This window comes from Burkholderia sp. E168m22, from assembly GCF_001319805.1.
In the GTDB taxonomy this organism is placed as follows: Bacteria; Pseudomonadota; Gammaproteobacteria; order Burkholderiales; family Burkholderiaceae; genus Burkholderia; species Burkholderia orbicola.
Map to the genome: position 1 here is coordinate 1 of NZ_BBSK01000142.1, position 13,555 is coordinate 13,555.

General features: G+C 67.6%; 8 protein-coding genes. 4 read left to right on the top strand and 4 right to left on the bottom strand.

Features of this window, described 5'->3' with window-relative positions; translation table 11 throughout:
• Together AP428_RS31455 and AP428_RS31460 are read left to right on the top strand one after the other, a co-directional pair.
• Window positions 1-2,123 (top strand): YadA-like family protein (locus tag AP428_RS31455; protein ID WP_197285625.1); only part of this gene is annotated, 2,123 nt, incomplete at its 5' end.
• Between the two features lie 124 nt (window positions 2,124-2,247).
• Window positions 2,248-2,910 (top strand): OmpA family protein, encoded by a 663-nt coding sequence (locus AP428_RS31460; RefSeq protein ID WP_054928624.1) that lies wholly within the window; start codon window positions 2,248-2,250, stop codon window positions 2,908-2,910.
• 202 nt (window positions 2,911-3,112) lie between these two features.
• On the opposite strand, the gene AP428_RS31465 is transcribed toward AP428_RS31460, so the two are convergent.
• Window positions 3,113-3,301, bottom strand: coding sequence for a hypothetical protein (locus AP428_RS31465; RefSeq protein ID WP_023475168.1), 189 nt, complete (start codon window positions 3,299-3,301; stop codon window positions 3,113-3,115).
• Window positions 3,302-3,460: 159 nt separating this feature from the next.
• On the opposite strand from AP428_RS31465, the gene AP428_RS31470 reads away from it, so the two are divergent.
• The gene (locus AP428_RS31470; RefSeq protein ID WP_027805708.1) at window positions 3,461-3,676 is read left to right on the top strand and encodes a DUF3820 family protein; all 216 of its coding nucleotides are present in this window, start codon (window positions 3,461-3,463) and stop codon (window positions 3,674-3,676) included.
• 276 nt (window positions 3,677-3,952) lie between these two features.
• A complete protein-coding gene (uvrA, locus tag AP428_RS31475; RefSeq protein WP_054928625.1) occupies window positions 3,953-9,847 on the top strand; it encodes an excinuclease ABC subunit UvrA in 5,895 nt (1,964 codons plus the stop codon).
• A gap of 89 nt (window positions 9,848-9,936) precedes the next feature.
• Here the strand turns inward: uvrA and AP428_RS31480 are convergent, their stop codons facing one another.
• The 3 genes from AP428_RS31480 to AP428_RS31490 all read right to left on the bottom strand — a co-directional run bounded on the left by AP428_RS31480 (window position 9,937) and on the right by AP428_RS31490 (window position 13,427).
• On the bottom strand, window positions 9,937-10,878 hold the full coding sequence (locus tag AP428_RS31480) for an amino acid ABC transporter substrate-binding protein (protein ID WP_054928626.1): 942 nt from the start codon (window positions 10,876-10,878) through the stop codon (window positions 9,937-9,939).
• A gap of 13 nt (window positions 10,879-10,891) precedes the next feature.
• Window positions 10,892-12,199, bottom strand: a complete 1,308-nt coding sequence (locus tag AP428_RS31485) for a dicarboxylate/amino acid:cation symporter (RefSeq protein ID WP_023475159.1) — start codon at window positions 12,197-12,199, stop codon at window positions 10,892-10,894.
• Between the two features lie 310 nt (window positions 12,200-12,509).
• Window positions 12,510-13,427, bottom strand: a complete 918-nt coding sequence (locus AP428_RS31490; RefSeq protein WP_054928627.1) for a LysR family transcriptional regulator — start codon at window positions 13,425-13,427, stop codon at window positions 12,510-12,512.
• Window positions 13,428-13,555 lie beyond the last annotated feature (128 nt).

Below are 13,555 nucleotides of genomic sequence, written 5' to 3' on the forward strand. Positions count from 1 at the left end.
CGGTCACGTCGCTGTCCACGTCGACCTCGACGGGCATCAGCTCGCTGTCCACCGGCCTGAGTTCGACCAACAGTTCGGTGACGTCGCTGTCCACGTCGACGTCGACGGTCGTCGGCTCGTTGTCCACCGGCCTGAGCTCGACCAACAGCAACCTGACCTCGCTGTCCACGTCGACCTCGACCGTCGTCGGCTCGCTGTCCACCGGCTTGAGTTCGACCAACAGCTCGGTCACGTCGCTGTCCACGTCGACCTCGACGGTCATCAGCTCGCTGTCCACCGGCCTGAGTTCGACGAACAGCAGCCTGACCTCGCTGTCGACCGCCACGTCGACCGGGATCAGCTCGCTGTCGACGGGCCTCAGCTCGATCGCGAACAACAACACGAATCTCGGCAACAGCACGGCCGGTGCGATCGGCGGCGGGGCCACCTACGATCCGACCACCGGTACGATCTCGTCACCGTCGTACGTGACGTACAACAGCGACGGCTCGACGACGATCAACAACAACGTCGGCTCGGCGATCGACAACATCAACGCGAACGGCATCAAGTACTTCCACGCGAACTCGACCGCACCGGACAGCCAGGCGCTCGGCCTGGACAGCGTCGCGATCGGACCGAACGCGATCGCGCGCGTGGACGGCAGCATCGCGCTCGGCTCGGGTTCGGTGGCCGATCGCGCCGTGGTGCCGTCGTCGGGCATCCTCCGCAACGGCAGTGCGTCGATCCCGTTCGACACGACGGACCAGACGCTGCTCGGCGCGGTGTCTGTGGGCGATGCGACGAACAAGACGTACCGCCAGATCACCAACGTCGCGGACGGCACCGGCCAGCAGGATGCGGTGACGGTGCGCCAGTTGACCGGCGCGCTGCAGTCGTTCGCGGTCACCGGCCAGAAGTACTTCCACGCGAATTCGACGGCGGCCGATTCGCTCGCGGTCGGCGCGGAATCGGTCGCGGTCGGGCCGACGACGGTCGTCAACGGCGACAACGGCGTGGGTATCGGCAACGGCGCGATCGTCGACCAGACCGCACCGGGCGGGATCGCGATCGGCCAGGCGGCGAGTTCCGCGCAGTCCGACGCGATCGCGCTGGGTAGCGGCGCGACGGCGACCGGCGCGCAGTCGGTCGCGCAAGGCGCGAATGCGGTGGCGGTCAGTGTCGGCAGCGTCGCGCTCGGTTCGGGCGCGCGCAGCACGGCGACCGATGCGCTCGCGCTCGGCGCCGGTGCGTCGGCCACGTTCGCGAATAGCGTCGCGCTCGGCGCCGGTTCGCTGACCACGGTCGGCGCGCTGACGAACTATGTCGCGTACGGCCTGAGCAGCCCGCAGTCGTCGGCTGGCGAAATCAACATCGGCAACCGCCAGATCACCGGCCTTGCGGCCGGCAAGAACGGCACCGACGCGGTGAACGTGTCACAGCTCGATTCGGTCGCGAACCAGCTGACGACGTTGATCGACCAGCGCACGGCCAACCTCGGCGGGCAGTACACGACGAACCCGAACGGCACGAACGTGCCGCCGGGCGCGAGCGGGTCGAATTCGTCGGCGGGCGGCTCGGGGGCGGTCGCATCGGGCTCGAACAGCACGGCGGTCGGCAACAATGCGCTCGCATCGGGCAACGGCTCTTCCGCGATCGGCGTGGGCGCCACGGCAGCGGGCAACAACTCGACCGCGATCGGCACGGGCAGCAACGACGGCGGCCGCTCGAACGTGGTCGCGGTCGGCTCGGCGGATTCGGCGCGTCAGGTCGTGAACGTCGCGGCCGGCACGCAGGGCACCGACGCGGTGAACGTGAACCAGCTGAACGCGGTCTCGAACCAGTTCACGCAGTCGCTGAACACGGTCAACAACCAGCTCACGCAGATGCAGCAGCAGATCCAGCAGACCGATTCGATGGCCCGCGAGGGGATCGCCGCGACCGCCGCGATGGCGTCGATTCCGCACATGGACCGCGATTCGAATTTCGCGATGGGGGTCGGCACGGCGACGTTCCAGGGCCAGAAGGCCATGGCGGTCGGCGTGCAGGCGCGCGTCACGGAGAACCTGAAGGCGACGCTGAACGGCGGTTTCGCCGGCAGCCAGCGCGTCGTCGGCGCGGGCATGCTGTATCAGTGGAAGTGATCGTGCGCAGCGGTTCGTTCCGGCCCGCGTGGCCGGAGCGGACCGCGCCGAACGCCAACGTGCGCGGAGGCGTCGCGACATCGCGCCGCACGCGCCGTGCTCATCGCATTCTCGGAGTCATCAAGTGAAAAACATCCATCTTGTTCTGCTGACGTCCGTCGTTTCCCTCGCGGCCTGTTCGAGTGCGTCGGGGCCGACGTACAACGCGTACGAGCTGCAGTCGCGAAACGGCATCCGGACGTTCCAGGTCGATTGCCACGGCATCCTGTCTACCGCGAAGACCTGCATGAAGGTCGCGACGCGCATGTGCGGCAACGAGCCCGTGCGCCTGGTCGACACCACGACGCCGTACCGCGACGGCGCCGATCCGCATTCGATCGTGTTCCAGTGCGGGGCGGCCCCCGCGCCGACGGCCGCGGCCGTTGCGCCGGCGCCCGCGCCGGTCGAGAAGGTGAGCCTGACCGGCGATGCGTATTTCGCGACGGACTCGGCCGCGCTGACGCCTGCGGCCACCGCCGCGCTCGACACGCTGCTGAACCGGCAGGCCGACCGGCATTTCGCGCGCGTGGAAGTGGACGGCTATACCGACGCGACCGGCTCGGATGCGCACAATCAGGCGCTGTCGAAGCGCCGGGCGGATGCGGTCGCCGGGTATTTGCGCGAGCACGGGCTGAAGGCGGATTCGTTCGCTGCAGTCGGTCACGGGGAAGCCAATCCGGCGGCGTCGAACGATACCGCCGAAGGGCGCGCGCGCAATCGTCGCGTGGAAATCTCGCTGCAGAAGTAGGACGCCGCGGCCAGGTTGCCGCAAGCGTGACCGTCGAAGCCAGGCGGCTCGCTTGCGGCAATGCGTGCTCGCCGCGGACAACGGCCGCGGGTAGGGCTCGTTGCGGCGTGCGCACGCGGTGTCCGTCGCAGCGGCGCCGCCGCCGAGCGACGACTGGCGTCCGGCACGCGGATCGCCATCCGTACCGGGCCGTGGATGGCGCTCAGTGTCGGATCATGCAGACGGCCACGATCTCGTACCCGGGGTCGGCATTCGCGCTCGCGGCTTGCTCCGCTTCGTCATACGAACCAAAGGAGGCGGCATCCTCGATGGCCGGCGCCATGCCGATATCGCCGTCCTCGGCGGTGCAGAGGAACTGCTCGCCGGTCTTCACGACATAGATGGACATCATGATTCCCTCCAGGGTTTGCAGGGGGAAATTTCAGTCTAGCAGGCGGGAAGCGGGGCGGCGGTCCGCTTTCGGCACGCGCGACGAGGCGGTCTTACAACCGTCGGTCGACCCTGATCGGCCTGCATGCGGCGGAAGCGGAAAGCCGTGCACAATACCCGCATGCGATCCCCCGACCTCGAATGCCTCGTTACCGTCACCATGCCCTTCGGTAAATACAAGGACCGGCTTCTTGCCGACCTACCCGGCAACTATCTCAACTGGCTGGCCCGCGAAGGGTTTCCGCGCGGCGAACTCGGCCGGCAGCTCGCGCTGATGCACGAAATCGACCACAACGGCCTGAGAGGCTTGCTGGACCCGCTGCGCAAGCGCGGTTAGTGCAGGGCGGCGCGTCACTGAAGCCGCGCGCTGTTTCGTCCGCGCATCGCAGGCGCGCGATTTCCGGATAGCCGATGCCGACGGGGAATCCCCGGCCGCCTGCCCATGAAGCCCGCAGGGTCGTCATGGAAAACTGTATGAATATACAGTATAGTACCCGTCGAACTCGAGCCGCACAGGTCCAACCCTTGCGGCACGTGCGCCGCGCCTGCGGGCATCCGCCGCAGCGTTCCGGCACCGTGAATTCCGGCTAACTCATTCAGACGGGCAGGCAAATTGTCATCCAGCAATCTGATCCGCATTCGCGGAGCACGTCAGCACAACCTCAAGAATCTCGATCTCGACCTGCGTACCGGTGAAATGACGGTCGTGACCGGCCCGTCGGGCTCCGGCAAGTCGAGTCTCGTGTTCGACACGCTGTACGCGGAAGGCCAGCGGCGCTACGTCGAAACCTTCAGCGCGTACGCGCGGCAGTTCCTCGACCGGATGGATCGCCCGCAGGTCGAGCGTGTCGACGGCGTGCCGCCCGCGATCGCGATCGACCAGACCAACCCGGTTCGGAGTTCGCGGTCGACCGTCGGCACGATGACCGAGCTGAACGACCACCTGAAGCTGCTGTACGCGCGCGCGGCCGAGCTGTTCGACCGCAAGACCGCGCGGCAGGTGCGGCACGACACGCCGGAGACGATCTACGCGGAACTCGTCGCGCGCACGCAGGCGGACGATCCGCGCGTCGTCGTCACGTTCCCGGTCGAATTGCCGGAGGCGGTGTCCGACGAGGAAATCGCGCAGTGGCTGTCGGCGAGCGGCTACACGCGCGTGCAGGCGCAGCGCGAGGTCGCGTCGCCCACCGGGCCGCGCAAGATGCTCGACGTGGTGGCCGACCGCTTTCGCGTGCAGCAGGCCGACAAGGCGCGGGTGGTGGAGGCGATCGAGGCGTCGCTGAAGCGCGGCGGCGGCCGCGTGAACGTGTACGTGCTGGCCGCGGAAGCGGAAAACGCAACGGCCGAGCCGTTGATCTGGCGCTTTTCCACCGGGCTCCACGATCCCGACAGCGACCTGCGCTACGCGGAGCCGCAGGCGGCGCTGTTCTCGTTCAACTCGGCGTACGGCGCGTGCGAGACCTGCCGCGGCTTCGGCCGCGTGATCGGCGTCGATCTCGGCCTCGTGATTCCCGACGCGCGCAAGACGCTGCGCGGCGGCGCGATCAAGCCGATGCAGACGCCCGCGTGGAAAGAGTGCCAGGACGACCTGATGCGCTACGCGGCGAAGGCCGGCATCCGGCGCGACGTGGCGTGGTCCGAGCTGACGGACGCCGAGCGCGACTGGGTCGTCAACGGTTCGCCGGACTGGAACGGCAAGTGGCAGAGCCAGTGGTACGGCGTGAAGCGCTTCTTCGGCTACCTCGAATCGAAAGCGTACAAGATGCACATCCGCGTGCTGCTGTCGAAATACCGCAGCTACACGCCGTGCGACGTGTGCGGCGGCGCGCGCCTGAAAACGGAGTCACTGCAATGGCGGCTCGGCTCGAAAGAGAATGCCGACGCCGTGCTCGCGCCGGCCGACCGCTTCATGCCGCGCGGCGTCGACTGGAGCCGCGCGCAGCTCGAAGCGCTGCCGGGCCTGACCGTGCACGACCTGATGCTGCTGCCGATCGAGCGCATCCGGCGCTTCTTCGACGACATCGTGCTGCCGAGCGCGCTGCTCGACGACGCATTGAAGCTGCTGCTCGCCGAGGTGCGCACGCGCCTGAAATACCTGTGCGACGTCGGGCTCGGCTACCTGACGCTCGACCGGCAAAGCCGCACGCTGTCGGGCGGCGAGGTGCAGCGGATCAACCTGACGACGGCGCTCGGCACGTCGCTCACGAAAACCCTGTTCGTGCTCGACGAACCGAGCATCGGGCTGCATCCGCGCGATCTCACGCGGATCGTCGAGGCGATGCAGCGGCTGCGCGACGCGGGCAACACGCTGGTCGTCGTCGAGCACGATCCGTCGGTGATGCTCGCGGCCGATCGATTGATCGACATGGGCCCCGGCCCGGGCGAGCGCGGCGGCACGATCGTGTACGACGGCACGCCCGGCGACATCCGCTCGGCGCACACGCTGACGGGCGAGTATCTCGGCGGCCGCAAGCAGGTCGCGCATGCGTCGAACTGGGCACGCCGCGTGGTCGACGCGAACACGCCGCGCATCGTGCTCGAAGGCGCGACCGAGCACAACCTGCGCGACGTCACGGTCGAGATCCCGCTGCAGCGGCTGGTGTGCGTGACGGGCGTATCCGGCTCCGGCAAATCCACGCTGCTGCAGGACGTGCTGTATCCGGCGATGGCGCGCCATCACGGCAAGGCGACCGAATCGCCGGGCGCGTTCCGCAGCCTCACGGGCGCCGACCAGGTCGGCGACGTCGTGTTCGTCGACCAGTCGCCGATCGGCAAGACCACGCGCTCGAACCCGGCGAGCTACGTCGGCGCGTTCGACGAAATCCGCAAGCTGTTCGCGAAGGCGCCGCTCGCGCTGCAACGCGGCTACGGCGCCGGCACGTTCAGCTTCAACTCGGGCGACGGCCGTTGCCCGACCTGCGGCGGCTCGGGCTTCGAACACATCGAAATGCAGTTCCTGAGCGACGTCTACCTGCGTTGCCCGGATTGCGACGGCAGCCGCTACCGCGCTGAGATTCTCGAAGTGCGTATCGAGCGCGACGGCCGCGCGCTGAACATCGCCGATGTGCTCGATCTCACCGTCAGCGAGGCGGCTGCGTTCTTCGCAACCGATGCCGAGGTGCTGCGCGTGCTGCAGCCGATCGTCGACGTCGGCCTCGAATACGTGAAGCTGGGCCAGCCGGTGCCGACGCTGTCGGGCGGCGAAGCGCAGCGCCTGAAGCTCGCCGGCTTCCTCGCCGAATCCGCGGCGGCGACCAACGGGCGCCGGGTCGCGACGGAAGAGGCGCGCATCGCCCGCGCGAAGTTGTTCATGTTCGACGAGCCGACCACCGGGCTGCACTTCGACGACATCGCGAAGCTGATGCAGGCGTTCGGCAAGCTGCTCGCGGCCGGCCATTCGCTGATCGTGATCGAGCACAATCTCGACGTGATCCGCGCGGCCGACTGGCTGATCGATCTCGGCCCGGAAGGCGGCGACGGCGGCGGCCTGGTGCTGTGCGCGGGCACGCCCGACGACGTGAAGGCCTGCGCCGAATCGCATACCGGCGTGGCGCTGCTGCAGTACGACCGCGAGATGGAGGGCGCAGCCGCGGCTGCCGACGAAGGCGTGCCGCTGCAGGCCGCGCTGAACGCGGCACGCGCGCGCCGTGCGATCGAAGGCGAGGACGTCGTGCGGATCGTCAACGCGCGCGAGCACAACCTGAAGTCGCTCGACGTCGACATCCCGCACGGCAAGTTCAACGTGATCACCGGCGTGTCGGGTTCCGGCAAGTCGACGCTCGCGTTCGACATCCTGTTCCACGAAGGCCAGCGCCGCTACCTCGAATCGCTGAACGCGTATGCGCGCTCGATCGTGCAGCCGGCCGGCCGCCCCGAGGTCGACGCGGTGTACGGCATTCCGCCGACCGTCGCGATCGAGCAGCGGCTGTCGCGCGGCGGGCGCAAGAGCACGGTCGCGACCACGTCCGAAGTGTGGCATTTCCTGCGGCTGCTGTACGTGAAGCTCGGTCTGCAGCATTGCATCCACGACGGCACACCGGTCACGTCGCAATCCGTCGAATCGATCGCCGCGCAACTGCTGCGCGATCATCGCGGCGAACACGTCGGGCTGCTCGCGCCGCTCGTCGTCAATCGCAAGGGTGTGTATACCGATCTCGCGAAGTGGGCGAAGGCGCGCGGCAGCACGCATTTGCGCGTCGACGGCGAATTCGTCACGGTCGATCCGTGGCCGAAGCTCGACCGCTTCCGCGAGCACACGATCGAATTGCCGGTGGCCGATATCGTCGTGTCGCCGGACAACGAAGCCGAGTTGCGGCGCAGGCTCGACGAGACGCTCGAGCTCGGCAAGGGCGTGATGCACCTGCTCGCGCCGCTCGACGGGCTGCACCACGCGATGCAGAACGATCATTCGACCGCGCAGGTCGGCGCGGTCAAGGTGCTGTCGGTGAAGCGCGCGTGCCCGGTATGCGGCACGAGCTATCCGGAGCTCGACCCGCGGATGTTCTCGTACAACAGCAAGCACGGCTGGTGCACGACCTGCGTCGGCACTGGCGTCACGCTCACCCGCGAGCAGCGCGCCGCGTACGACGACACGGTGCTCGCCGGCGACGATCGCGGCCGCGAACAGACCTTGCCGTCGGACGAGCAGGAGCCGGAAGGCGTCGGCAACGAGCCGTGCCCGGATTGCCACGGCACGCGGCTGAACCCGTCCGCACGCGCGGTCACGTTCGACGCGCATCCGATCGTCGAGGTCGCGCAGTGGACGGTGTCGGACACGCGCCGCTGGATCGACGCGCTGGAACTCACCGGGCGCGACGCGCAGATCGCGCGCGACATCGTCAGCGAGATCGGCAGCCGCCTCGCGTTTCTCGAGGAGGTCGGGCTTGGCTACCTGAGCCTCGACCGTGCGGCGCCGAGCCTGTCGGGCGGCGAAGCGCAGCGCATCCGGCTGGCCGCGCAGCTCGGCAGCAACCTGCAGGGCGTGTGCTACGTGCTCGACGAGCCGACCATCGGCCTGCATCCGCGCGACAACCAGATCCTGCTGGATGCATTGCGCAAGCTCGGCGACAAGGGCAATACACTCGTCGTCGTCGAGCATGACGAGGACACGATCCGCCGCGCGGATCACATCATCGACGTCGGCCCGGGCGCCGGCAAGCGCGGCGGCACGCTGGTCGCGCAAGGCGCGGTGGCCGATCTCGCCGCGCGGGCCGATTCGGTGACGGGGCGCCTGCTCGCGCAGCCGATGACGCACCCGCTGCAACCGCGCCGCAGCGTGAGCCTGCCGGGCAAGAAGGGCGGTGAAGCCGTGCCGGAAGCCTGGCTGACCGTGCATGGCGCGCAGCTGCACAACCTGCGCGACGTCACGGTCGGCATTCCGCTCGCGCGGCTCGTCGCGGTCACGGGCGTCAGCGGTTCGGGCAAGTCGACGCTCGCGCGCGACGTGCTGATGACGAACCTGCTGGACGCGGTCGGCCGCTCGGTGCTGTCGTCGCCCGCCACGCGGCGTGCGCGCAAGGCCGCGCAGCAGGACGCGCCGGCCACCAACCGTCGTTCGAGCGTGCTCGCGCGCAGCGCACCGCGGCCGTCGCTGAACGTCACGCATGCGTGGCAAGGTTGCGAGTCGCTGAGCGGCTGGGAGCAGATCGATCGCGTGCTCGAAGTCGACCAGACGCCGATCGGCAAGACGCCGCGTTCGTGCCCGGCCACCTATATCGGCGTGTGGGACACGATCCGCAAGCTGTTCGCCGATACGCTCGAAGCGCGCGCACGCGGCTATACGGCGTCGCGTTTCTCGTTCAATACCGGCGACGGGCGCTGCCCCGCGTGCGAAGGGCAGGGCGTGCGCACGATCGGCATGAGCTTCCTGCCGGACGTGAAGGTGCCGTGCGACGTGTGCCACGGGCAGCGCTTCAATCCGGAAACGCTCGCCGTCACGTGGCGCGGCCGGAACATCGGCGACGTGCTGACGATGGAGATCGACGAGGCGGTCGAGTTCTTCGCGCCGATCTCGAACATCGCGCATCCGCTGCAGCTGATGAAGGACGTCGGGCTCGGCTATCTGACGCTCGGCCAGCCGTCGCCGACGCTGTCCGGCGGCGAGGCGCAGCGCATCAAGCTCGTCACCGAGCTGACGAAGGTGCGCGACGACATCACGCGGCGCGGCCAGAAGGTGCCGCACACGCTGTACGTGCTCGACGAGCCGACGGTCGGCCTGCATATGGCCGACGTCGCGAAGCTGATCCGCGTGCTGCACCGGCTGGTGGATGCCGGGCATAGCGTCGTCGTGATCGAGCACGATCTCGACGTGATCGCCGAAGCCGACTGGATCATCGATCTCGGGCCCGAAGGCGGCGTGGGCGGCGGCACGATCGTCGCGGCGGCGGCGCCGGAAGGGCTCGTGCAGGTGAAGGCCAGCCATACCGGGCAAGCGCTGAAGCCGGTGCTGGCCCGAGCGGCCAGCGAAGACGCCGAAGCGGAGCAGCAGGGCGCGGCGCGGGTCGGCTGAACGCGTCGCATCCGGCGAGCGGCCCCGATGCCTGGTGAGGCATCGGGGCCGTTCTCGTCTCGTCCTTCATGTCGACGATGGCGCCGCGCTCAATTCGCGTTGACGCCGATCGCCTCGATGATGGTTTCCAGCTGAGGGCTCATCGGCAGGTTCAGACTCAAGCCGGACGGAAGCGGGCGCAGGAACCAGCGCTTGTACTGACGTGCGATCTCGCCGTCGGCGGCCAATTCCTGGAACGTGCTTTTCACGATCTGCGCGAGTTGCGGATCGTCCTTGCGGAACATGATGCCGTACGGGTCGTACGATAGAAAATCGCCCACCACGTCGTACTGGCCGCCCTTGCTCGCATTCTCGGCGATCAGGCCGTACAGCAACACGTCGTCCGTCGCGAACGCGTCGGCACTGCCGTTCGCGACGAGCGCGAAGCCTTGCGCATGGTCCGGCACCACCTGTAGCTGGACCCCGAGCCGGAACTTGTCATTCAGGTCGCGCAGCGCCTTCTCGTTGGTCGTGCCGGCCGTCACCGCGACTTTCTTGCCCGCGAGATCGCGGAACGAGCGGATCGGCGCGCCGCGTTTCACCATCACCTTCGTGCCGGCCACGAAGAAGATCGGCGAGAACGCCACGCGTTTCTGGCGCTCAAGGTTGCTGGTCGTTGAGCCGCATTCCAGGTCGACCTTGCCGCTGACCACCGCGTCGATGCGGTTGTCGGACGTGACCGGCACCCAGCGGATCGTCAGGCTCTGGTTGATCGCATCCTCGATCGACGCCACGAGCGCCTTGCACAGCTCGATCGAATAGCCGATCGGCTGGTTGCGCGCATTCAGGTACGAAAACGGGATCGACGCGTCGCGATAGCCGAGCGCGATCGTGCCGCTGCTGCGCACCTTCGCGAGCGTGCCGGTCAGTTGGGCCGGCGCGAACGGCTCGACGCGCGGCGGCGTCGACGGCGCATCGTCCGCACGCGCGGCCGCGCCCGTCGCAAGCAGGCCCGCGAGCGCGAGCGCACGCCAGAATCGCTGCATCTTCATCGCCGGGCCTCCGTCAGACTTCCGTCGGATGTGCGATCGTCGCTTCCTGTTCCGCTTCGATGCGCGCAGCGTTGGCTTCGGCTTCCGCTTCCGGCAGGAGCTGGCCTTCCCATTTCGCGACCACCGCGCTCGCGATCGAATTGCCCACCGCATTGGTGGCCGAGCGGCCCATGTCGAGGAACGTGTCGACGCCGAGAATCAGCAGCAGCCCTGCCTCCGGCAGCCCGAACTGGTGCAGGGTGGCCGCGATCACGACGAGCGACGCACGCGGCACGCCGGCCATTCCCTTCGACGTGAGCATCAGTACCAGCAGCATCGTGATCTGCGTGCCGAGCGACAGGTGCATGTTGTACGCCTGCGCGATGAACAGCGACGCGAACGTGCAGTACATCATCGAGCCGTCGAGGTTGAACGAATAGCCCATCGGCATCACGAAGCTCGAGATCTTGCGCTTCACGCCGAAGCGGTCGAGCGCGTCGAGGATCTTCGGGTACGCGGCTTCGGAGCTGGCCGTCGCGAACGACAGCATGAACGCTTCCTTGATCAGCACCAGCAGCTTGAACACCCGCGGCCCGAGGAACACCAGCCCCGCACACACGAGTAACGCCCAGAGCAGGAACAGGCTGACGTAGAAGTCGCCCATGAACACCGCGAACTTCAGCAGTACCGATAGCCCGTTGACCGCGACGGTCGCGGCCATCGCGGCCATCACCGCGAGCGGCGCGAGCTTCATCACGTAGCCGGTGATCTTCAGCATCACGTGCGACAGCTGGTCGATCGCGGCGATGAGGATCTTGCCACGCTCGCCGAGCGCGGCGAGCGCGACGCCGAAGAACATCGAGAACACGACGATCTGCAGGATCTCGTTGTTCGCCATCGCCTCGGCGAACGACCTCGGCACCATGTGGCCGACGAAATCCTTCAGCGTGAACTTGGATGTCGCGAGGTTCGCCGATGCGCCGATGTCCGGCAGCGGCAGGCCGAGATTGTCACCGGGCCGCAGCAGGTTCGCCATCAGCAGCCCGAGCAGCAGCGAGACCAGCGACGCGGTGATGAACCAGGTGATCGATTTCGCGAATACGCGCCCGACCGAGGCCGCGTCGCCCATGTGCGCGATGCCGACGACCAGCGTGGAGAAGACGAGCGGCCCGATCACCATCTTGATCAGGCGCAGAAATACGTCCGAGACGAGCGAGATGTATCCGGCGACTTCGGCGGCGGCCTTCTTGTCCGGAAAGCTCGTGAAGACCATGTAGCCGATCGCGATGCCTGCCGCCATCGCGACCAGGATCCAGACGGCTGCAGCATTCTTTTTTCGCATCGTAAGCCTCCCATGCAGCGGTTTCGCAATCGGGGATGGAAGGACGATACAGGACCAGAATCGCGCTGAACAGTGCAACCGGGTTCGGGTTTGCGCTAGCGCCGGATCATGGCCGATGGGGCGACGGTGATGGCGGGGGTGGCGCTGCCTGCCCGTGCGCCGGCGCAACCGGGTGAGGATTGGTGCGACGCAGCACATTGCCTGTTCGACGGGCGCCGGATGGCGGTAACCTGCGCCGCGCCATTTCGCCACTGTTCTGCACCACCGACGATGTTGTGGTGCCGGGATGCCGCGCCACCGTGAACAGGCGCTAGTCGTGCGCCCGCGGGTCCAGCAGGCTCGTGCTGAAATCGCACGCTTGCTCCGCGAGCCGGACGATCTCGGCGGTCAGCGAATGAGCGCGTTCGGCCCGGTGCAGCGCGACGTAGCGAACCGGCGGCAGCGCCGGCTGCGTGCGCACGATCTCCAGCGCGTCGCAAGCGACGAGGTGCGCTACGCACGCCTTCGGCAGATAGCTGATGCCCAGGCCCGACAGCGTCAGGCCGATCTGCGCGAGCAGGCTGTTGCTCGACAGCACGCGCTGAGTCGCGACGCCGTGTTCCTGCAGAAAGCGCGTGTACAGATGCCCGGTGCCCGACAGGTTCCCCTGCAGGATCAGCGGAAACCGCGCGATCTCCGTCAACGCAAGGGCGGCGCGGGACGTCGGCATAAATCCGGCCGCGCACATCCACGCGTTGTCGACCTCGCCGACCACCGTCGCCGTGAACGCGTCCGTCGCATGAATCTGCGGGACCACGATCAGATCGATCGTGTCGGCCGCGAGCCGGTCGCGCAGCGTCGCGGTCAGGTCCACCTCGGCCTCCACGTGCACGCGCGGATAGGCGGCCTGGATCGCCGCGATCAGGCGCGGCAGCCACGTCAGCGCGGTCAGTTCGGTCACGCCGATCCGGACATGCCGCACCAGCGCTTCCTTCGAACTCATCCGCTCGACCACGCGGTCGCGCTGTTCGAGCAATGCCTTCGCATGGTCGAACAGCTCCGCGCCCTTGTCGGTGAGCCGCGCGCTGCGATGCGCGCGATCGAACACGGTGAGGTCGAACGCGCGTTCGAGCTCCTGGATGCGCTTCGATACGGCCGACTGCGTCGTGTTCAGGCGCGTCGCGGCCGCGTCGAACGAGCCGAGCTGCACGATCCAGTACAGCGCTTCCATCTGCTTGAACGTCAGCATCGCGTCTCACTCGATAGATGAAGAAAAGCGATATGTTCTCATGTCAAAAAATCGCTTTTTTTACATATTTAGGCTGTTTAAGGTGCTCCCGTTGCGTCGCCTGGCGAGTGCGTTCATCAGAAAACGCG

Bases quoted from the DNA above. Each gene is read 5' to 3' on its own strand.
- AP428_RS31465 (WP_023475168.1), bottom strand. From the start codon at position 3,301: ATGATGTCCATCTATGTCGTGAAGACCGGCGAGCAGTTCCTCTGCACC.
- AP428_RS31470 (WP_027805708.1), top strand. From the start codon at position 3,461: ATGCGATCCCCCGACCTCGAATGCCTCGTTACCGTCACCATGCCCTTC.
- AP428_RS31480 (WP_054928626.1), bottom strand. From the start codon at position 10,878: ATGAAGATGCAGCGATTCTGGCGTGCGCTCGCGCTCGCGGGCCTGCTT.
- AP428_RS31485 (WP_023475159.1), bottom strand. From the start codon at position 12,199: ATGCGAAAAAAGAATGCTGCAGCCGTCTGGATCCTGGTCGCGATGGCG.
- AP428_RS31490 (WP_054928627.1), bottom strand. From the start codon at position 13,427: ATGCTGACGTTCAAGCAGATGGAAGCGCTGTACTGGATCGTGCAGCTC.